Source organism: Paenibacillus rhizosphaerae (assembly GCF_014192015.1).
Lineage (GTDB): Bacteria > Bacillota > Bacilli > Paenibacillales > Paenibacillaceae > Paenibacillus_AQ > Paenibacillus_AQ rhizosphaerae.
In genome coordinates this window covers 1,237,310-1,259,257 of sequence record NZ_JACHXJ010000002.1, presented here as the reverse complement: position 1 = coordinate 1,259,257, position 21,948 = coordinate 1,237,310, and the positions used below count along the sequence as shown (strand labels likewise).

Genomic DNA, 21,948 nt, shown 5'->3' with positions numbered 1-21,948 from the left:
ACATTTTTCACAAGCGTTCTTTACGTCACAAAAGGACCACCGAAATAATCAGCGGCCCTTCTAATGATTTGAATGATCCGATAAATTCCTTTTAAAAAAATCAGATCCGGTTTCCTAGGTTTTAGTTCCAACCAAGCGCTTTTTTTCCGGCTTCGATGGCGGTGACAATCCGATCTACATCGTAAACATTGCCTTTCCATGTCCCTCCACTGACGGCCTGCAGAGCAGCCCATAGCTTCGTGTCGTCCGGGAGGTCATCATCGGGACGCATTCCTGGGTGGAATGGCCTCTGGGCCAATAATCGGGCCCCTTCATCCGGCGTTACCTCCTGGTCCCCTTCTCCGATAAAATCAACCCGCCCTTCCAGTCGGTTACGGTCAACGACAATTTCAATCAAATCGCCGTCCTTGAGCTTGCCGATCGGTCCGCCTGCCAGCGCTTCAGGGCCGACATGACCGATGCAGGCACCGGTTGAAACGCCGGAAAAACGGGCATCGGTGATAAGCGACACATATTTACCGAAGGACAGGTGCTTAAGCGCGGACGTGAGCTGATACGTCTCCTCCATGCCCGTTCCAGACGGTCCCCTGCCAATGAGAACCATGATATCACCTGCCTGAATACCCCCGTTCTTAATCGCACGGATCGCGTCGCGTTCGGTTGTAAACACCTTGGCCCTACCTTTATGATGATATATGCCATCCTCATTCAGGACGGAAGGGTCAATCGATGTGGATTTGATCACAGAGCCTTCCGGAGCGATATTCCCGGTTGGAAACGTGACGGTGGAAGTGATGCCAAGGAGCCTCGATTGGTCCGGGCTCATAATGACACTGTCCGGATCGATTCCGTCCTTTTCCTTAAGCTGCTTGCGCAGCCGATGACGACGCTCCGACGATTCCCACCAATCAAGAACTTCTCCCAGTGAGGAGCCCGTTACCGTAAGCACCGATTCATCTAACACACCGAGACGTCTGAGGTGCAGCATCACTTCAGGCACGCCTCCGGCCAGAAATACCCGAATGGTCGGGTGAAAAACCGGGCCGTTCGGTAGTACGCTGACGATGCGCGGTACATCCCGGTTGACTTGGATCCAATCCTGCACCGCCGGCACCTGTAATCCAGCAGCGTGGGCGATCGCGGGGATGTGGAGCAGCAGATTGGTCGAGCCTCCGAACGCAGCATGAACGACCATGGCATTTCGTACCGCCGCATCTGTGAGGATGTCACCCATCCGCAGTCCTTGAGACTCCATCGCCATCAGCGCACGGGAGGATTGACGAGCCATTTCCTCCCAGATGGGCTGGCCCGAAGGCGAGAGCGCGGCATGAGGAACCGTCATGCCAAGCGCCTCGGCGACAACTTGGGCCGTTGCCGCCGTACCGAGAAACTGGCATCCCCCACCAGGCGTCGCGCAGGCCCGGCAACCAAGCTCCGCCGCTGCTTCCAGCGTGATTTCGCCGCTCGAGTACCTGGCGCCGATCGTTTGAATTTTGCCGGCATCCTCCCCTTCAGTCGGCGGAAGCGTTACCCCTCCAGGAACGATAATTCCCGGAAGCTGCGGCATGCCCGCAAGCGCCAGCATCATCGCAGGCAGCCCCTTGTCACAGGTGGCAACGCCAATAACACCTTTTCGCGTAGGCAACGAGCGGATAAGCCGGCGAAACACGAGGGCTGCGTCGTTCCGGTAGGGGAGCGAATCGAACATCCCCGACGTTCCCTGTGACCTGCCGTCGCATGGGTCGCTCACGTAGCCGGCGAACGGGATACCACCGCGGCCGGAAATTTCCTCCGCCGCAGCCTTCATCAGCAAGCCAACCTCCCAGTGTCCTGTGTGATATCCCAGGGCTACGGGACTGCCGTCCTCTTGGCGAATCCCTCCCTGCGTGCTTAGAATCAGAAACTGCTTTCCGTTCAGTTCTCCCGGCTTCCAGCCCATCCCGACGTTTTGGGACATGCCAAACAGGTCTCCGCTTGGGGCATTTCTCAGCAGATCATCTGTTAATGGCAGCCTTCCCTGCACCCCGGGGGCATGCGTTGTAATGTCGCCGCTTGCCAGGTCATCCTTCCCCATGATCGACTTGATCGAATTGTGCATGGCACCCTCCCCAAGATTATGGCTTCACGAAAACCGTTTTGATGGAAGTGAAAAATTCGATGGCCGCCTGCCCCTGTTCTCTGGAGTGCGAGCTCGACATTTTCATCCCGCCGAACGGGGCCTGCAGCTCAACGCCCGCTGTTTCCGCATTCACTCGGACCAGCCCGGCATCCATGTCCTGAATAAAGGACAGCATGGCGCCTATATTTTGCGTATAGATGGAGGCACTCAATCCATAATCGCTATCGTTGGCCGTCGCTATCGCTTCTTCAAGGCTGTCCACGGCAATCAGAGCAAGCACCGGACCGAAAATTTCCTCCCTGGCAATGGACATTTGAGGAGTCACCCCGTCAAATACGGTCGGCTGGACATAGAACCCGTCCTCAAGTGCCGGGCCGCTCGCCCTTGCCCCTCCGGTCAGCAATATGGCTCCTTCATCCAGCCCTTTTTGGATGTAGTGCAGCACAGTTTCAAGCTGCCTTTCATTAGCGCAGGGCCCCATCCAGGTCTCGGGCAACATGCCGTCACCAAGCCGAATGCCCTCGATTTGGGACAGCAGCTTCGCTTTAAAGGCTTCATACACTTCGCGCACAACGATAACCCGGCTGGTCGCCGTACATTTTTGGCCAGTGGATTTCAAGCCGCCGCTGATCGTCGCTTCGACCGCCAAATCCAAATTGGCATCCGCGGCGACAATAATCGGGTTTTTGCCGCCCATCTCGAGCTGGTACTTGGCTCCCCGAGCCAGTGCCGCCGCGCCGACGCGCTTGCCGACTTCGTTTGAGCCCGTGAAAGTGATCCCGCCAACGTCGGGATGCTCTACAAGCGCCGAACCGGCCACCGAACCGCTGCCGCATACAAGATTGAAGACACCGGCCGGAATCCCCGCCTCCTCGAAGCATTCGGCCAACTTGGCTGCCGTCACCGCCGTTTCCTGGGCCGGTTTCAACACGACCGTGTTGCCGTATATCAGAGCCGGTGCGGTCTTCCAGAGGGGGATGGCCACCGGAAAATTCCAAGGGGCAATCACACCGACAACCCCCAGCGGCACCCGGGTCGTGAACATCAGCGCCTCGCTGTCCGTCGAAGGAATCACGTCACCCGCCTTGCGCATTCCCTCACCGGCGTAGTACCGCAAGATGGCAACCCCGCGCATTGTCTCCCCCTTGGCTTCCGCCAGCGTCTTGCCCATTTCCCTTGTCATCGCCTCAGCGACTTCCTCTGCCCGCCGTTCCAATACGCCGGCCGCACGAAACAGGATATTGCCGCGTTCCGATCCGGGCAGGCTGCGCCAAGCCTGGCGAGCTGCTTTGGCTGCTGCGACGGCACGGTTTACATCCTCTGCCATGGAAACCGGTACATACCCGACCACTTCATGGCGATTGGCGGGATTGATGCTGGGTTCCGTTTCTCCGGAGGAAGCAGCCGTCCATTCTCCATTGATGAAATTGCGATAAACTTGTTCTCCTTGAAATGCCATTACAATCTCCTCCCCAAATACCTAGTTTGATATGACGTGGTTCACCAACGTCCCAATCCCGCTAATCGAAATTTCGATGCGGTCGCCGGGGGCAAGCGTGAAGTCCGCAGGCGGCACAATAGCTGTGCCCGTCAACAGAACGGTGCCGTCAAACAAATCGTTGTCCGCTGCCAGGAAGCTGACCAGCTCATCCAGCTTGCGGTTTAATTGACTTGTGCTGGCCTCACTTTCCACAACAACGAGTCCAGCGCGGTAAATCTGGCAGACGATTTGGAAATCATAGGGGTCCTCCACAGTATCCGCCAGCCGGATCGCCGGCCCGATCGAGCAGGACTTCCGCCATATTTTTGCCTGCGGCAGATAAAGCGGGTTCTCCCCCTCGATATCACGGCAGCTCATGTCATTGCCAGCCGTGTATCCCACGATGGTCCCATCGCCGGCAAGCACCAAGCCCAGCTCCGGCTCGGGGATTTGCCATACAGAATCGCTGCGCAGCGTTACATCCTGATTCGGTCCGACCGTGCGTGCTGCTGTAGATTTCATAAAAATTTCAGGTCTCACGGCATCATAGACCTTGTCGTAGAACGTCTCCGCATCCAGCCTTCCGCCAGTTGCTTCATAATTCCTCGCCTCCCGGCTGCGCTGATAGGTGACGCCGGCTGCCCAGATCTCCGGAGCATCTACTGGAGTAAGCAGCTGCAGTGACGGCCATGCGGCAGTCAGCTCATTTTGCGGTGTAACAGCGCTTTCAACAATCCGGATCGGGGAGACGCCCTTCGCCCTGGCCTCATCAATCAACGACATAAAATCAGAGTGAGGCAATGGATAAGCCCTGTCGTCATCCGTCACCGCCGCGAGTCTCGTCTGCCGTCCGTCCAAATAACGAATAATTCTCATTCAATATTGCCCCCATTTCCTCCCTATTCGGGTTGATAATACTACCATATCATCGCCTATGACCCTTGACGATGCGCTAATCTTCACTTCGATTTACCCTTTTCACGCATTTCTTTTCCAGAAGGATCAAGCTATAATCGTAACAAATTGATAGATTGTACCATACTGAGGAGGGTATCCCCGTGACCGAACTTCCAGGAGTTTATTTTGGCCGTCTTCCCGATGTCCGCATGTCTTTTCAACTGCTGGGCCTGCATGCGCGAAAAGTTGATTCCCGCTGGACCTATCCTTCCCACGAACATCCCATGTACGAAATCCACTGGGTAGTGGAGGGTGAAATGGACATGGTGATCAATGGGCGAGAATACCGGCAGTCCCGGGGTGACCTGCTGTTCATCCATCCTGGCATGACGCATTCCTGCACCCGTGCCGGATCCCAGGGTTTCACCTACTTTTCCGTTCACTTCAGCGTGGACGATACATCCTTTTGCAAGGAGCTCAACCGCTGCAAGGAATTTTATTATCCGGCAGACTCACCGTTGGTCCAAGGACTCTCCCCGTCTCTATCGACGCTGTATCGTCTTGCGGCAGAACATTTGCGCAGCCCGCTCCCAACCTCCAAACAGATGAAGGTCCATGCGGCTGTATTCGAGCTGCTCGGAACGCTGGTTGGCCAACTGTCTGAAACTGCAACCGTCACCCAATCCAAAAAAGAATCGATTGCCCAGCAAATCGCCGAGCAAATCGAAGAATCCGTAAAATACATTCTCCTTCATGGAGAGATTCGGGAAACCGAACGAACCTGGATTCAGGACATTGCCAAGTCGATCCATATGAGTCCCTCGCAAGTGAACCGGATCTTTAAGCAGATATACGGGAAAGCTCCGCGCAAGTTTATGTCCGAAACGCTGCTGAATGAAGCCCAGCGTCTGCTGCTGCAGACCGACCTGGGGATCGACCATATCGCTATGATCCTTGGGTACAAAACCAATTCGCATTTCAGCCGCCAGTTCAAGCGCTGGACGGGGATAGCGCCCAGCGAGTACAGAAACCGAGTCCAGCAACAGTCATTAGCTTATGAGACGGATCAGTAGGCTCATTAAGTATGCGTATCACGTGCAATGAAGTTATTAGATGATCACTCATCCCTTTTCTTGGTGAACGTGTAGGAGCGGCCGGCTTCCCCCTCAAACGAAACGGGGTCAAGTCCAGGGGCTTCTATACGGCATGGACCGGAGGCAGCGCAGATGACGACCGCTTCAGTAACCTGGCCCTTCGTCCAGGCGAAATCCAGAGTGAAGCCGCCTCGGGCCCTCAGCCCTCTGACTTCCCCCTCGCTCCAGCTGTTAGGCAAAGCGGGCAGCAGCCGGATCAAACCGTCGTGGCTTTGCAGCAGCATCTCGGCTATGCCCGCCGTGCCGCCGAAATTACCGTCGATTTGGAACGGCGGATGATTGTCAAAAAGGTTAGGCAGCGTGGAATGTTGGAGCATCGCCCTTACGTTGTCGTAAGCCTTGTCGGCATCCAACAGCCGAGCCCAGAAGTTGATGATCCACGCCCGGCTCCAGCCGGTGTGTCCGCCGCCGTTAGCCAGCCTGCGCTCCAATGTCGTTCGAGCCGCTGCGGCCAGCTCCGGCGTGGAATCCACGTTAATACCTTCGCCCGGATAAAGCGCAAACAGATGGGAGATGTGGCGGTGCCCCGGCTCCACTTCCTCGTAATCCTCCATCCACTCCTGGAGTTGCCCATATTTGCCGATTTGCGGTTTGGGCAGCCGATTCAAGGCAGCAGCGAGCTCCTCGCGGAACGCCTCATCCCTCTCGATGATTTCTCCACTGCGGATGCAGGCCTTAAACAGCGCTTCGATAATCTGAAAATCCATCGTAGCCCCGGCACAGAGAACCCCTGTTTCGCCATTGGGCAGCCTGTAGCTGTTCTCGGGGGAAACGGAAGGACAAGTCACCAGACCTCCTTCGTTATCCTCGATTAAATAATCGAGCAGAAACACTGCCGCTTCTTTCATCGTTTCATAGGCATGCGCGAGAAAATAACGGTCCTGGCTGAAACGGTAATGCTCCCACAAATGCAGGCACAGCCAGGCGGCGCCGAGCGGCCAGAATGAAGCCGGAAGATAAGTGTCCTGCGGTGCCGTATCCGCCCAAATATCCGTATTGTGATGCGCCGTGAATCCTTGGCAGCCATACATGACGCTGGCCGTGACCCGCCCGGGCTCACGCATCCTTTCGATCAAATCGAATAATGGCTCATGGCATTCGGACAGATTGCAGTTTTCCGCCAGCCAGTAGTTCATCTGCGCGTTAATATTGATCGTGAATTTACTGTCCCATGGTGGAGTAAAGCTATCGTTCCAGATCCCCTGAAGGTTCGCGGGCAAGGAACCCGGCCGGCTGGAGGAAATAAGCAAGTATCGGCCGAATTGAAAATAGGTTTCGATCAGCCCGTTATCCTCTTCGCCCTCCCGGAACCGTTTCAGCCTGTCATCGGTCGGCAGCGTGTTTTTTTCCGGGCTTTCCGGCAGACTTAGGGTAACCCGCCCGAACAGTCCGGTGTAATCTTTAATATGCCGGACCAGCAATTCAGTGTAGGAAGCCTGGCCCAATTCCTCCAGCAGACGTTTGCCGTAAAGCTCAGGATCAGGATGCCGGAAGGTCGTACCCGCGGTAAGCAGCAGCGTTACCGCATCCGCATTTTCGACCAAAAGATATTCGCCTATAGTCTTGCATACTCCGCCCTCTGGAAGCGCCTTCACGATGGCGCAAAACGAGCTGCCTCCTTTGCCGCCGCATTCCCCTCGCATCACAAGTCCCTGATGCTCCCATTTTGCTGTCTTCTCCATGTATCTCCAGTTCCGGCGGTTAAACCTTGCCTTCAAAGATACCGCCCCCGGTTTGTCAGCCGAAATCCGCATGATGATCGCCTGATCCGGGTAACTGGCAAACAGCTCACGGGTATATCGGATCTCGCCAATCCGGTAACTGATCCGTGATACGCCGCGCTCCAAATCCAGTTCCCGCTCATAATCCTCGGCTATGTCATGGCGATCGAACGAAATCAGAAGATCGCCGAGCGGCAGGTAGTGCCGCTGCGATTCGGGCAGCCCGGCCATCGTCATCCCCGCTAGTACCTCCGCCTCCTTCAGCCGTCCCTCCATAATCAGCTTGCGGATTTCCGGTAGATGTGGCAGAGCATCTTCGTTGTTGCGATCGCGCGGACCGCCATACCATACGGAATCTTCATTGAGCTGCAGCTTTTCCTCAGATATTCCGCCAAAGATCATTGCGCCCAGCCGGCCGTTCCCAATCGGCAGAGCCTCGTTCCACTCAGTGGCAGGTTTGAGATACCATAATCGCTGCTTCTGTTCCGCGGCAGCAGTGCGAGTCGTATTCGTCATGCTTCTCCTCCAATCCGCCATAGAGGCGAAAAAATGGTGTGTTCAATCCAGCTCCATCAACGATATAATGACCGTGAGTTTTCTCCGGTTTGGTAACTTTTCTTAGAATCCACCTTTATATTTTGCATATCGTCTATTTCACGGTAAGCACCTGGTGTAATCCCCGTGTACTTTTTGAAGACTTTGGTGAAATAATGTTTATTCTCATACCCGGCCCGCCGCCCGATCTCGCTTACGGAAAGATGCCGATGCGTCCTCAGCAACTTCTGCGCTTCCTTGATCCGAAATGCGTTCAAATAATTCACAAACGTGTCTCCTGTCACCTTCTTGAACAGGCTGCTGATGTAATTCGGATGAAGATTCATTAAATCGGCAAGGTGATCCAATGATAGATCGTTCATAAAATGCGTTTGCGTATAAGCCAGAATGCGTTTCGTATGCCGTTCACACTCCGAATCGGCTTCGGCAGGCAGCTCTTCGTTGATAAGCATAAGCAGCTTGGAAATTTCGTCTTTGTCAAGCGGTTTAAGCAAATAATCCACCACGCCGCTGCGAAGTGCTCTTCTTACGTATTCAAATTCGTCATAGCCCGTCAGGATAATAAACCGGTCGCACAATCCGCTTCCCTTGGCCTCCTCCATCAACTCGAACCCGCTTTTTTCCGGCATATGAAGATCCGTAACCGTAACATCCGGCATAAAACCCGTCATGACTTCAAGTGCCTCAAAAGCGTCCCCAGCCTCGCGCACCTCCGTACCGAGCGGAGCCGCGTCCTTGATGACCTTGACTAATCCCTCAAGAATAATCGGCTCATCATCTACAATCAATAGTTTCAACGTTGACCGCCGCCCCTTTCGTTATGATGATCGTGAGACATGTTCCTAGGCTTTGCTCACTATCAAGAATCAGTCGTGAAGCACCGCCAAAAAAGGATTTGACCCGCTCGCTGACGTTAATCAGGCCAACCCCGCCTCCCTCGTTCTCTTTACCGGGATGGTTATCATCCGCTTCCATGAGTATGGAACGGAGCTTGGACAGCTTGGCTTCCGGAATACCTATACCACTGTCCGAAATGCAGATCCGAATTTCGTCGGCGGTCTCCGACGCATGAAGCTTGATGTGGACGGGTCGAAGCGTTGCTGCAGCCCCATGGATGATGCTGTTCTCGATCAAGGGCTGAAGTATAAAACGGGGACATGCGATCTGATCCGCATCAACGTCGATGTCAATCTCGTAGCTCAGCCTATTTCGGAGCCGCATCTTGTGTATATTAAGATAGAAGATGACCGTCTCGATTTCCTTGGCGAGAACCGTATGGTCTTCTTTGGAAGATAAGCTGTAACGCATCAGCCTCCCGAACCAAAAGGAAATATCGGCTACCTCCTTATCGTTATTTGACTCGGCCAGCATTCTGATAGTTTCAAGCGTGTTATACAGAAAATGCGGTTTGATTTGAGCTTGAAGCACTTTATAGGCCGCTTCTTTATTTCGCAGCTCAGCCCGGTGGACATTGTTGATCAATTCGTCCATCCGCTGAATCATCGAATTGTAAGTCATGATCAGAAACCCGATCTCATCCTGGCGGTTCGGACTATCGTGCTTGCTGATGTACGGTCTCAAATTGTTGTCGTCCAGATTACGCATGTGTCTAGCCAGGCGGAGAATGCGCTTGGTGATCGTGGATGCAAGTACATAATACGCTAGCGACAGTGCCGCCAAAAATACAATAACGGTTGAAATCAGAATAATCTCCTTGCGTTTGATCGTGTGAAACACGACGTCTACCTTGCCGATAACGACGACCCGGACCCCAAGCTCCTCAAAGGAGAGCTGATTCACGATCGTTTTCCGATTAATAAAATAAGGCTTCGCGTTGCTTGCGCTGAGCAGTTTCAGCGTCTCCTCATCCATTCCGGCAGCCGCGCCGTCAGCTGACGCCGCCCCAAACGGTATCAGGATCGCTTTCCAGTCTCCTTCTATGCCAATGGCCTTGTAAAATTTCTGCATAAAACCACTGCCGATACGCAGCTCAAGAAGGCCGACGATCTCGGTAAACTCCGGGTTGTAAATGTTCTGATAAAAAACGAGCCGCGGCTCCTGCGCTCCCGGACCTTGAACAATCCATTCTCCTTGACCGGGTTTCAAGGAACCTGCGATCTCCTTGCCCCGTTGATCAAGGGACGATATATCGAGAAACCGGTCGGTGATACGGAGCGCTTGTTCCTTGGTTTTATAGATTCGAAGCGACTCGATTTCCGGATTGGCAAACAGCGACTGTGTAATGATCGGACTGATATAACGGTTGTAAGCATAGATGCTTTCCGAGTCGGATCCATAAATTCCGCCCAGATAGTCCGTAACATATGGGTTATATTGAAGCAAGCGATGGATGGATTCGATTCGGGTCAGGTCCGCCTTCATATTTGCTTTGGCTTGCTCCAGTATCTTTTGCCGGCTTTCTACAAATTGTTGGGTCAGATTACCGTAAATTTGTACGTAGTAGTAATATCCAAACACAACGACCGGGATAAAGACAAGGAAGATATATCCGATAATGATTTTGCGCATGATACTCACGGTAATGAATCCCCCCGCTGCCGATTGATTTCTACTAACCGTACCATGAGCAAGCAAAATCCGGTAGAGATTTTACGTCCCTACCGGTTTGATGACAGCCGATTACTCGAATAAACCTTTTTTCTTCTGATAGGTCTTGTTTGCCCAATCGACGAGTTCCTGCAAGCCCATATTCTCGGCGGTCTTCACCATATTTTCGTAATTCGCAACCGCTTCTTCCTCGGATTTCGCCAAATAAATTTTCACCTTCTCATTTTTAATCATCTCGTCGATCTTTGTCTTGAGCGTCTTTTCTTTGGAATCCGGCTGCGTTTGAATAAGACCGATCGCCGGCTTGTAGGTTGTGATGGCCTTCGTCTCCATTAAAGCCTGTGTCTTCTGCGTTCCCGGAACATAGGACAGCATGCCTTCGGTGACCCCATCATTGTACAGGTACCACCATTTTATTCCATTGCTGTTCACGAAATCGGCATCGGATGGATCGTATTTCAGATTTGGATAACCCGCTTCATTCCATGTCCAATGTTCGCCTTCGACACCAAACATGGTCAGTTTTTTGCCTTCGTCGCTTGCCAGGTACTGAATAAACTTGATGGATGCTTCCGGATCCTTATTTTTCTTCGTGATGAATGTACCGGCAAATCCCAGGCCCGTACTCACGGCTTTGGCATCCTTCGACAATGCGCTCGGAAGCATTTTCAGCGTAAAGGCGCCCCCGGTACTCTTGATTTTATTGTTGTCCGCTTCCGCCGCGGAAACGGTGTAACCGTGAGCAAAGGCTTTGCCGCTTGTCACGTATTGATCGTCAATCTGGTCATTGGCAAAAGCAAAATTTTCGGCGAGGATGTATCCATTGCGATATAAGCTGTTCATAAACTTGAAATACTCCAGCATCTTCGGCTGTCTGATCGCATAATCGACTTTGCCGTCTCGTTCATACCAGCCGTCGATGAGAGCTTCCGTGCCGAACTGCTGCATAAAGTACTGCTCAATCCATTCCTTATCCAGGACCAGCGGAACCATCTCCGGGTGCTTCTGTTTGACCATGCCTAGAACCTTAACGAAATCGTCCAGCGATTGGATCGGCGGATTGCCAAGCTCCTTCAGAATATCTTCCCGAACGGCAAGTCCGGGATGGCCGTCGCTGCCAATCGAATACTTGTTTTGAGCCATTTCCTCCTGCGTCGCAAAGGAATTCCGCACTGTATAGAAGTTGCCGTCGTCCATCGTATGGATCGCAATTCTCGTTTTATCGATTTTGAAATCCGGGGCATATTTCTCGATCAGCTCATTCCAGGGATAGGACAGCTTCGAGTCCGACAGCCGATCGATGTTAGCATACGTGAAGACGAGGTCCGGCAAATCTCCTGAAGCGATCATCAGCGGCAGCTGCTTATCGTCGGTTGCGACAGTGACGTTCAGCTTGACACCTGTCTTTTCGGTAATTTTCTCGGCTACCGGGCCTTTCCATTCCTTAACCGGATACCATGGCGCATCGATAAACAGCGACAATTCCTTCACGCCGCCAGATGAAGCCGACGAATTACCGTCCTGCTTCGCGGCCGAATCCCCGCCGTTACCGTTGCCGCCGCAGGCGGAGAGCAGCGTAAACGCAAGCACCACCGATAGTGCCGCAACGAGCAGTTTGTAGCTCTTGGTTGTATTCAAGTTAACCCCTCCAAATGATATATTCGTATTTTAATGTAAGCGATTAAATATAGAAACAACTTTTATCCTTTGACAGAGCCTAGCATAATCCCATGCACAAAATATTTTTGTAAAAATGGGTATACGCATATGATCGGCACGATGGAAATGACCATCGCAGTCACCTGCAGCGAGAAGCTCGTCACTCCGGCCGAGGCCGAGGCGCTGTTTGCAACGGCAATGGAATCCATAGGCGAGTTGCTCTTGTTGATCACTTCCATCATCCGGAAAGTAAGCGTTCGCAAGTTTTCGGATTGCACGAAATAAGCCGAATCCAGCCACGAATTCCATTGGCCGACGCCCATGAATAATGCCATCGTGGCGAGTACCGGCGTTGAAACCGGCAGTATAATTCGAAAAAAGATCTTGAGTTCGCCAGCACCGTCTATGTGCGCCGATTCCTTCAGCTCACCAGGGATTTCGCGGAAAAACGAGATGGCAATGAGCAGAAAAAACGTGTTGAGCATGGACGGCACGATGTAAACGGCAAATGAATTAAGCAATCCGATCGAGCGCAGCACGACATAATAGGGTATCAATCCACCGGAGAAATACATCGCGAAAATAATGATCGTAAAATACGTTTTGCTGAACAACAAATCACGGTGCGAGAGGGCATACGCGACCAGGCTTGTCAGCAGCAGCCCCAACGCCGTGCCCGATATTGTCCGGGCAACCGTAACCAAAAAAGCTCGATACCACTTGGGATCTTCCAGAAAAATGTTGTAATTTTCCAGAGTAATGTTCCGGGGCCACAAATATACGCCACCCAGGAGCGTATCGGAGCCTTTGTTGAACGAGGCGATGAATACATAGTAGAACGGATACAGCATGACGAGCATCATAATAAACAGCACGATGTAAATAAAGCTGTCAAAAACAACATCCTTCTGTCTTTGGCTCTTAAGCACCACCAACCCTCCTTTTTAGAATAAGCTTGATCCTGACACCCGCTTGGCGATGAAGTTACTGGAAAAAATCAAAACTACCGAAATGACGGACTGAATGAGATCGATCGCCGCCGCATAGGAAAAACGCCCGTCACTCAGACCAACTTTGAATGCGTAAGTCTGGACAATCTCCGATGTCGGATTGTTGATGCTGTTGCCGAATAAGTATGCCTGCTCGAAGTTTGAGCCGACCAGACCGCCGCCGAGAATACTGCCGATCGTCAGAACCAGCACAACGACGACCGTTCCCCTTATGCCTGGAAGCGTGATATAACGGATCCGCGCCAGCCTGCCGGCACCGTCCATCTCAGCGGCTTCATAAAGCGAAGGATTAATTCCCGTTATGGCCGCCAAGAAGATAATCGTCCACCAGCCCATTTCCTTCCAGATCGCACTGCCGACAGCAAGTCCCCAGAAATAGTTGGGACTCGTCAAAATGTTGAGCGGTTTGTCAATCAAACCTGCTTCGACCAGGGCCCTGTTTACCATGCCAACATCCGCGGACAGGAAGGCATAGGATACTCCGACGACAACAACCCAGGAAATAAAATGCGGCAAGTAGCTGATCGTCTGCACGAATCGTTTGAACGCCATGGTTTTCACTTCGTTCAACAGGATTGCAAGCAGAATCGGAGCGGGAAAAGCGAAGATGACCTTCAGTAAGCTCAAAACAAGCGTGTTGCGAACAATCGTGGCAAACTGATAATCATGGATGAATTCATCGAAATATTTCAAACCGACCCACTCGCTGGTAAAGATCCCCTTGATGCCAGTTGAAATACTGTAGTCTTTAAACGCCATAAGAATACCGAACATCGGCGTGTACGAGAAAATCAGCAGAAAGATCATTCCCAGCCCTACAAATACATGCAGTACCTTTTGCTTTTTGAACCGCTTCCATAATTGGTGCTGCTGGCCAGCATGCTCCGAGGTCCTCGTAAACTGTGCATCCAAATCCATATGCGCTCCTCCTTTATTGTTAGTCTATCCTCTTGCCCCTTCTGCTCGTAAGCCAACATTCTTAAGAAAGCGTTGTCATTTTTTAATAATCAGTCTCCATTGCTTATCCTTTAATCGTCTCACAAAATGCAAAAAACAGTTCCGGGAGATGCCCGGAACTGCTCGCGTATTTCTATGACCTGGTTCCCCAGGCGGGTGACTCCCATATAGCAGCTGACCGCAGAGTGCCGCGGTTAAAACCACTAAATATTCCTTTGCAGCTTGACCTTGCACTCAGACGTTGTAGCAGTGATGTACTCCATATAATTCACTGAGCCGTTAAAATTCAAATAGGCTTCATAGCGCTTCCGGATTCCGGGTAAGGTAATCAAATCCAGAACATTCTCTTTTGGTACCCACCTGCATTCGCTCGTCTCCTCAGAAGTCGATAACTCTCCCCCTACAGCCGTACACACGAAGTCAAACATGACCTTCGTCGGAACATCGGTTTCACCGTCATACCACTTATGGATCGCTGTATTTGAAACAACACTTATTAAATGGCCAACCGTGGCGTCTATACCGCTTTCCTCTTTGATTTCACGGATCACTCCATCCACCAGGTTTTCTCCAACCTCAGTGATCCCACCAGGATATACCCAACCATCGTCATGGGCTTTTACTAATAGGATATTTCCCTTTCCATCTTCTACAATTCCGCCTGCCGATACGATATGTGTCGGGAACGCCATTTCATGACCTCCTAAATCGGATGATTTGTCTATGTATTCCTCTTGCAGCATGTACTTTCCTGCTTTTAGCATTTGTTCTGATCCTCGGGCTTGTCTAGTATCATATATCGTAAAAACACAAATAGCCGCAATTATGCGGCTTTTAAGCGTGATACGTTCGTGCAAATAAGACAGCCGATCATAATGACGGCCGCCTTCTTAACCTGTCTCATGATTCAATTTGCTGATTGATTCCCAGAACTTCATGTTAATGGTGAGTTTTCTGAAAGGCTCTGTGCCCTTTCTTGAGGTGATACATCGAGGCTTATGTTACCAGATGTCAGTCTTCGATGGCCTGATAGACCGTGGTCCAGAAGTCGTGGATTAGCCGCGCTGAATCCGGGGTAGACATCCCGACCTGGGTGAGAAGAATACCCGTGAGCTGGTTGTGTGGGTCGCCGTAGGTCGCGGTGCCGCTTCCGCCGTCCCAGCCGAACTGGCCGATGGGCGCGTAGTCGCCACGGTAGGTGCGCACCGCCATCCCGAAGCCCCAGCCGCCGTGCTGCCCTTGACCAAATGACACGTGGACGTTGTTGGTGGCCATGGCGTTCCGGGCGGTTAGCTGCTCGGGCGTGAGGCGGTTGGTGGTCATCAGCTGGACGGCGGGCCGGGACAGAATCCGTTTGTTCCCGTGCATCCCCTGATTCAGCAGCATCTGAAAGTACGCGTGGTAGTCATCAACAGTGGAGCAAAGTCCGCCTCCACCGCCTTGGAATGCCGGAGGCTGGCTGTAGCGTCCCCCTTCGGCTTCGTCCCACACGATGAACTCACCAGTCTGCGGATTGGGGGCGTAAAGGGGCGGCAGGCGGTCGATCTTGTCGGCGGGCACATGGAAGCCGGTGTCTTTCATGCCAAGGGGAACGAAGATGCGTTCGCGCAGGAAGGTCTCAAACGACTGGCCCGTAACCCTGGCCACGAGTACGCCGAGCAGATCGTTGCTGATGTGGTACTGCCAACGCTCCCCGGGCTGGTGCATCAGAGGAAGCGTACCAAGGCGGCGCATCCACTCATCCGGCTCGGGCATCGGCTCCGGCAGATCGGGTGTAAGCCCCTGCTCGAAAATCGCGTTCATAATCGGCGTGCCCAGCGACGTCATATCCATGCCGAGCCCGAACGTGGAGGTCAACAGGTCCCGTACGGTGATCGGACGCCGCGCCGGCACGGTATCGTCCAGCGGGCCGTCGGCTCTCTTCAGCACCCGCCGGTCGGCGAGTTCGGGCAGCCAAGGATCGACCACTTCGTCAAGCCGCAGCCTACACTCATCAAGCAGGAGCATGGCCGCAGCCATCGTGACCGGCTTGGAAGTGGACGCCATCCGGAAGATCGTATCCCGGCGCATCGGCGCACCTCCGTCATGGCGCATCGTGCCGATCGCTTCGACATGCGTTTCACCGTGCCGGCTGACCAGGGCGACGAGCCCGGGAATCTTCCCCGATTCAACATGCCGTGCCAGTACGTCGCGAATTCTCTGCAGCCCTGTTTCGGAGAAGCCTCTGCTGCTTTTTCCCGTAATAATCTGTTCCATTTGGATTACCTCTCTTTACTTTTTATTAGCCCTATGATTCTCTCAAGTCATCATGCTTTAAAGCCCTTTGTCAAAAAGGTATATTCGATGCATCAACGAGACGAAATATTGGCAAATAAAAGATGGCTCACCTCCTGTTCCGGGTATCCAAATCGAGATATGTACTAGATAACTGTAACCTTTGACAAATCGGCTTCCATGCCCTTGAGTGCGGCAAAGGTTAACTTATCCATCGTTGCGCCGTCAAAGCAGATGGTTTTTATGGCACGGTAATATTTCTTGGACAACACGGACCCTTGGAAGGACACATTTTTGAGCGTCGCGCCCTTGAACGAAACTTCTTTCAACCCCGCTCTGTCGAACTTGACACCAATGAAGATTTGACCGTCAAAACGCTGCCCTGTCAGATCGGAAGATGTGAAGTCCACTCCGTCGAAAACACAATTCTCAAAGACGGTTTTTGTGAGAGCAGTCATCGTCATTTTAACGTCGGTCAGGTGAACGCCTGTAAATTTGGCTCCGGCCAGCCACGACTTACTGAAGTTGGTTCGTACAAGAATGGATTGGTTAAAGCTTGCATTCGCCAGGTCCAGGGTGGTCAGATCGCAGTCGGTCAGGTTTGCCCCGTCGAAACGGGCATCCTTCATGTCACTGCTCTTAAATGAGCTGCCGGTCAAGTCCGCATTCGTGAAGTCGGATCCCCGCAATGCACTCGCTGTAAATGTTCCCTTATGGGCTGTAACACCCGCAAAGTCGCTCTCTGTCAAGTTGCTCGCGCTGAGGTTGGTCAGCACCTGCCGCTCCAGCGAACGGGAGAGGTTTGCCACCTCCAGTACGGTTTGCTCAATGTCGCCGATGCTGTCGATGGTCATCTCAAAAGCCGTTTCATCGTCCTTGCCCTCGGCTTTCAGCTCACGGAACCGTTCCTGCAGATCGGAGTGCAGGTCCGCCTTTAAGTCGCTTACACTCTTCACCCCGTCGTAAGGCGCAAAAACCCCGTTCAGATAGTTCGTCAATTTCTCATTCATCCCATCGACTCTCCTTATAATAAATTTTCAAGCACGCGTTTGGCGTACTCCCAGTTGCTTTTGTTGCGCTCATAGGTTTCCTTGCCCTTCTCGGTAATTCGGAAATATTTGCGCCGTCCGCCCTGCGATTCATCACCCCAATACCACTCGATATCTCCGTCCCCTTCAAGCCGCCGGACGCTCGAATACATTGTGGCTTCCTTTAGTTCGTACTCACCTCCCGAACGTTCGGCAATCAGTTTGACAATTTCATAACCGTAGCGGTCCGCTTCGGATAAAAGTCGTAAAATCATCGTGTCGGTATGGCCTCGCAGCAGGTCGGATGTGATTTTGTTGTCACTCATACAATCACCTCCATATCTGCATAATACGACATACTACTGTGACTGTCAAGGTAGTTTATGAATTAAAATACTTTGCTAAAATCCCTTTTGCGCAATAAGTAATTAGTTAACATAATTTAATTACGGTTAACCGATTAGGCTCCATGTCTATTTTCGTCAACAAATACATGTTCTTTATTTTCCAATTTTTAAAAAATATGCATTGATGAAAAACATAAAAAGCCGCAGCTTTGCGGCTATTACGCATATATGCTTTTGTCTTCGTACGTGCTTTGATTCGGCATAGGCCTATTCTCTCTATAACATCCCTAAGATGCTGTAATTAAAAGCTTCGCCTACAATTTAATCAACACTTCCGTACCGTCCTGAACCTGGACATCGACCAGTACTGTCCCTTTGCACCGTTGCAGCTCGTTGATAAGCTTCCTGATCGCTTGCTGCGTGTTTGCGTTCTCAAGAATCGAAAACAGCAATTCAGTCTCGAATCGTCTGCCGTCCGAATCGAAATCATGTTTCCAGCTCGAGTGCCCACCTGCATGTACGTCAGACTTGTTCATCCAATCCTTCATTTTGCGCTGAACTAAACTGGAAGTCAGAATACCGCTTCCTATGCGCAATATGACATAAGGGACTGGAATCGTAAAAGCGTGCCCTTTGCTCTTAACTTTTACAGTCATCATGGCCAATTACTCAATCACTACCGCGACGGTATTCCCATCACCAGTACGGACATCAACGATTTGCCCGTCAAGCTCGTTCTCGATTGCATCGATCAGCAGATTGATATCGATATTCTTCACATATTCCGCGGCTTGTGGGATATTAGATGCGATGCTGTGCCCCGCTCCGAGAACCGCCTTCACCAGTTTAATCGGTAAATTGATGCGGACATTATCGTTTTCTTCTGTAGTTACTTGAATTTTCAACGTTTTGTCTAAATAACGGCCGGAACCCGACGGCAATTTCTTCGAATAGTCGGCGGGTTTCCCCAGTACCTGCACGGCTTGCGATGGATGAGCCATTTGCTTCTCCTGCAGTGCATTAATCAACTCCGATGCCTTGTCAGAATCAATTTTGCCTGCCTGCATCATGGACAGCACTTTGCCGATTTCTTCTCTCATCGTTTCTTCCTCCTTAGTCATCCTTCAACATTCTGACCGCTTCATCCGCGGTGATTTCGCCATTCTCCAGCATGGAAATGATCTTCTTCTCATCGACTTCCTGCTTCTTTCGCGTATCGTATCCGAGCGCCGTGATGATATCATTGAGCTTCCCGCGCACCGTCGGGTAAGATATGCCGAGCTCTTTCTCTACTTCCTTGATGTTGCCCCTGTTCACTAGAAAGGTGATCACAAAATGGAGCTGTTCAGGTGAGAGTAGAGCCAATTTTGATAATTCAAACGTATTCTCAATCGTCGTCCGGCAATGTCCACATTCCAGCTTGACTGCGTGAAGCGGATGGTTGCATACAGGACACTGTGTGATGATGGGATACTTCATACTCTACTCCTTTCTTTTTTTGAATTATAAAACAACATATTCCATTTGTGAATCCCAAAAATTAATTTTTTTAATATTTGAATCAATATTGTTAATTTTTCTTGTGATTATTATAAATATTCCAAAATCAATAATCGATTATAACCGAAAACTTCACGAATCCAAAGGGACGATCGTTCAGTTTTCCCCTGGTCCTTCCTCATCCCAAGAAGTATCCGCTTTAACCGGGATATATACCGTCATCTTTAAGTCGGGGGCATCGGCGACCGTAAGCGACTGGTGTTCGAACGCAAGTTCACCGAGCCTTGGGTGATTGAACCTTTTCAGTCCCAGCGGGATACCGAGCACTTCATGATTTTCCCACCATTGATTGAACATTTCGCTCGTCTTCTTAAGCAGGTCCACCAACTCTTCGAACGAAGGATCGCCAATGTGCTGACCGTAGCTGGTCCGGAATTGGGCCAAGAGGCCCTGGGCAACATGCGGCCAATCCGGAAGCAAATCGGGGTAATCGGAACGGGCGAACATTCGCCACAAACTGTTTCTTTCCAGGATGTTCATCCGGTTAAAATCGCCAAACAGCTCGCAAGCCGCATGGTTCCAAGCGAGCGTGTCCCACCGGGGTCCTCTGATGTAAGCGGGGAAAGGTTCTAATTGATCCAGCATGCGCTGCAGAGACCGATCAACGTGAATGTCGGACATCAAATCCTTGGCGGGCGGACGGTGCTCCGCAAGTGTGTATAAATGCAGCAGCTCGTACCGGTTCAATTGGAGAGCTTTGCCCAAACTGTCCAGCACTTGGGCAGAAGGACGGACATCCCGCCCCTGCTCCAGCCACGTATACCATATGTTGCTGACCCCGGCGATGTCGGCCACTTCTTCACGGCGAAGCCCTTTGGCGCGGCGATGCGGCGCGCTTTGAATACCAAGGTCGGATGGGGAGATGCGCGTTCGACGCGATTTCAGGAAAGCCCCCAGCTCTTTGCGGCGTTTCACATCTGCTTCCACTGGATTGCCTCCGATCTATCTGGATTGGACTATAAGATATGAGTTTGTTCGTTCATTTTAAACGAGGTATTACTATTTATAATCGTATAAACGGTATTCTTACGAAAAAACCTTTTTCATCTAGGATAAGGATATAACGTGATGGAGAAAGGTGATTGAAATGATCAAAACAAATGGAGAGGGCATTGATCCTCGCAGATGGTGGGCTTTGGCGGTGGTGTTAGCAGCGACATTTATGGCATTGCTTGATTCTTTTATCGTTAACGTTGCGATTCCCTCCATCCAATCCGATTTACGGGCAAGCGCCTCGGACATTCAGTTTATTTTAGCGGGCTATACGCTGGCTTATGCCGTTCTGCTCATTACCGGGAGCCGGCTTGGCGATATGTTTGGACGAAAGCGTCTGTTTCTTACCGGGATGTTAGGATTCGTGGTCGCTTCGGCGCTATGCGGCGCGGCTCCTTCCGCGCTGTACCTGATCCTGTTTCGTGTGCTCCAGGGTATAACGGCGGCGGCTATGATGCCGCAAGTGCTCGCCATGATCCAAGTGAGTTTTCCCGTGAATGAAAAAGCGAAAGCTATCGGTTTGTATGGTGCGACCATCGGCATCGCCACCGTATCCGGGCAACTGCTCGGAGGTTATCTTATCAGCCAAAATCTGTTCGGCCTGGGATGGCGTTCCGTGTTTCTTGTGAACGTCCCGATTGGTGCGGCTGCGTTACTGGCCGGATTTCCGCTGCTTCAAGAGTCGCGCAACCCTTCAGCCAAACAGCTTGATCTGGCCGGCGCCATCATTTTAACGGCAAGCCTGCTGGCACTCGCATTTCCTCTTGTTCAAGGCCGTGAGGCGGGATGGCCCGTATGGTCGTTCATCTTGCTTGCCTGCTTCCCGGTTGGTTTGACATTGTTTATTATATATGAGCGCAAAATGCTTGAAAATGGAAAGTCGCCGCTCCTCTCCCCTTCACTTTTCCGTGATCGTTCCTTTAGTCTCGGCATATCGCTTATACTCGTTTTTTATGCGATCGCATCGGCGCTGTTCTTCACGTTGGCCGTTATGCTGCAGCAGGGCTTCGGCTACTCTGCTTTAACGTCGGGGTTAACCTATTTGCCGCTGGGCATCGGGTTTTTCCTTGCCTCACTGGCATCGCCAAAGCTCGTGAGCAAGTTCGGGCCGGCTGTTCTATTAGTCGGAGCCGTAATTACGGCCTGCGGCATCGGTTATACATTGGAAGTTGTCCATCATGACGGTGGTCATTTGGTTTGGTATGCGCTTTGGCCGAGCTTGTTCGTCATTGGCGTTGGGCAGGGCACCTGTGCGGCGCCGCTTATCGGAACCATTCTGTCCAAGGTCCGTCAGGTGAATATTGGGGCGGCTTCCGGAGTTTTGACGACGGCGACCCAGCTCAGCACCGCGCTCGGCGTATGTTTTGTCGGAATCTTTTTCTATCGTGCTTTAGATATTTCAGCTTTGCCTGACGCACACGCCCGTTACGCACAAGCCTTTACCATCGCGCTGGAATTTGTTCTGATCTTGTCCGTAATCTATGCGTTCCTGCTCATCTTCTTAATGAAAGCGGGACAGCATCGGCAACCAAAAAAAGCTGTCAGCGCTTCGGAACAAAGGGGTTGAATCCATATGGCCAGCTGGCTGAATCATATATGTTTCACAAATATCCCGGTAACAAATCT

General features: G+C 51.7%; 19 protein-coding genes. 2 read left to right on the top strand and 17 right to left on the bottom strand.

All coding sequences use genetic code 11. The features are described from left to right. Positions 1–121: 121 nt before the first annotated feature. From FHS19_RS14330 to FHS19_RS14320, 3 genes are read right to left on the bottom strand one after another with little or no spacing between them, the layout of a single operon-like run. Positions 122–2,098: a YjhG/YagF family D-xylonate dehydratase gene (locus tag FHS19_RS14330; protein WP_183582450.1), complete on the bottom strand. Its 1,977-nt coding sequence runs from the start codon at positions 2,096–2,098 to the stop codon at positions 122–124. A 16-nt stretch (positions 2,099–2,114) separates the two neighbouring features. After that, positions 2,115–3,578, bottom strand: a complete 1,464-nt coding sequence (gene gucD / locus FHS19_RS14325; protein ID WP_183582449.1) for an alpha-ketoglutaric semialdehyde dehydrogenase GucD — start codon at positions 3,576–3,578, stop codon at positions 2,115–2,117. A 21-nt stretch (positions 3,579–3,599) separates the two neighbouring features. Beyond that, positions 3,600–4,475 (bottom strand): fumarylacetoacetate hydrolase family protein, encoded by an 876-nt coding sequence (locus FHS19_RS14320; RefSeq protein WP_183582448.1) that lies wholly within the window; start codon positions 4,473–4,475, stop codon positions 3,600–3,602. A 230-nt stretch (positions 4,476–4,705) separates the two neighbouring features. Here FHS19_RS14320 and FHS19_RS14315 point away from each other — a divergent pair, with 230 nt between their 5' ends. Beyond that, a complete protein-coding gene (locus FHS19_RS14315) occupies positions 4,706–5,569 on the top strand; it encodes an AraC family transcriptional regulator (protein WP_183582968.1) in 864 nt (287 codons plus the stop codon). Between the two features lie 44 nt (positions 5,570–5,613). Here FHS19_RS14315 and FHS19_RS14310 read toward each other — a convergent pair whose 3' ends face one another. The 14 genes from FHS19_RS14310 to FHS19_RS14245 all read right to left on the bottom strand — a co-directional run bounded on the left by FHS19_RS14310 (position 5,614) and on the right by FHS19_RS14245 (position 20,256). Next, on the bottom strand, positions 5,614–7,887 hold the full coding sequence (locus FHS19_RS14310; protein WP_183582447.1) for a glycoside hydrolase family 95 protein: 2,274 nt from the start codon (positions 7,885–7,887) through the stop codon (positions 5,614–5,616). 56 nt (positions 7,888–7,943) lie between these two features. After that, positions 7,944–8,723, bottom strand: a complete 780-nt coding sequence (locus FHS19_RS14305) for a response regulator transcription factor (RefSeq protein ID WP_183582446.1) — start codon at positions 8,721–8,723, stop codon at positions 7,944–7,946. Further along, the gene (locus FHS19_RS14300; protein ID WP_221223983.1) at positions 8,701–10,455 is read right to left on the bottom strand and encodes a sensor histidine kinase; all 1,755 of its coding nucleotides are present in this window, start codon (positions 10,453–10,455) and stop codon (positions 8,701–8,703) included. Before FHS19_RS14300 ends, FHS19_RS14305 begins: the two co-directional genes overlap by 23 nt. Before the next feature lie 111 nt (positions 10,456–10,566). Further along, the gene (locus tag FHS19_RS14295) at positions 10,567–12,132 is read right to left on the bottom strand and encodes an extracellular solute-binding protein (RefSeq protein ID WP_183582444.1); all 1,566 of its coding nucleotides are present in this window, start codon (positions 12,130–12,132) and stop codon (positions 10,567–10,569) included. Between the two features lie 62 nt (positions 12,133–12,194). Next, positions 12,195–13,082 carry a carbohydrate ABC transporter permease gene (locus tag FHS19_RS14290; RefSeq protein WP_183582443.1) on the bottom strand — a complete coding sequence of 296 codons (888 nt, stop codon included), beginning with the start codon at positions 13,080–13,082 and terminating at the stop codon, positions 12,195–12,197. Between the two features lie 15 nt (positions 13,083–13,097). Then, positions 13,098–14,081: an ABC transporter permease gene (locus FHS19_RS14285; protein ID WP_183582442.1), complete on the bottom strand. Its 984-nt coding sequence runs from the start codon at positions 14,079–14,081 to the stop codon at positions 13,098–13,100. Between the two features lie 242 nt (positions 14,082–14,323). Beyond that, positions 14,324–14,812, bottom strand: coding sequence for an NUDIX hydrolase (locus FHS19_RS14280; protein WP_183582967.1), 489 nt, complete (start codon positions 14,810–14,812; stop codon positions 14,324–14,326). Positions 14,813–15,131: 319 nt separating this feature from the next. Continuing rightward, complete coding sequence (locus tag FHS19_RS14275; protein ID WP_183582441.1) at positions 15,132–16,376, bottom strand: serine hydrolase domain-containing protein; 1,245 nt, start codon at positions 16,374–16,376, stop codon at positions 15,132–15,134. Between the two features lie 164 nt (positions 16,377–16,540). Further along, entirely contained in the window at positions 16,541–17,404 is an 864-nt protein-coding gene (locus tag FHS19_RS14270; RefSeq protein ID WP_183582440.1) for a pentapeptide repeat-containing protein, read from the bottom strand. 14 nt (positions 17,405–17,418) lie between these two features. Then, the gene (locus FHS19_RS14265) at positions 17,419–17,748 is read right to left on the bottom strand and encodes a PadR family transcriptional regulator (protein ID WP_076164694.1); all 330 of its coding nucleotides are present in this window, start codon (positions 17,746–17,748) and stop codon (positions 17,419–17,421) included. Between the two features lie 335 nt (positions 17,749–18,083). Then, entirely contained in the window at positions 18,084–18,428 is a 345-nt protein-coding gene (locus tag FHS19_RS14260; RefSeq protein ID WP_183582439.1) for a hypothetical protein, read from the bottom strand. 6 nt (positions 18,429–18,434) lie between these two features. Beyond that, positions 18,435–18,869, bottom strand: a complete 435-nt coding sequence (locus tag FHS19_RS14255) for a hypothetical protein (protein WP_183582438.1) — start codon at positions 18,867–18,869, stop codon at positions 18,435–18,437. Positions 18,870–18,882: 13 nt separating this feature from the next. Further along, complete coding sequence (locus tag FHS19_RS14250; protein ID WP_183582437.1) at positions 18,883–19,248, bottom strand: DUF2089 domain-containing protein; 366 nt, start codon at positions 19,246–19,248, stop codon at positions 18,883–18,885. A gap of 177 nt (positions 19,249–19,425) precedes the next feature. Next, positions 19,426–20,256 (bottom strand): helix-turn-helix transcriptional regulator, encoded by an 831-nt coding sequence (locus FHS19_RS14245; protein WP_183582436.1) that lies wholly within the window; start codon positions 20,254–20,256, stop codon positions 19,426–19,428. Between the two features lie 160 nt (positions 20,257–20,416). On the opposite strand from FHS19_RS14245, the gene FHS19_RS14240 reads away from it, so the two are divergent. After that, a complete protein-coding gene (locus tag FHS19_RS14240) occupies positions 20,417–21,889 on the top strand; it encodes an MFS transporter (RefSeq protein WP_183582435.1) in 1,473 nt (490 codons plus the stop codon). Positions 21,890–21,948 lie beyond the last annotated feature (59 nt).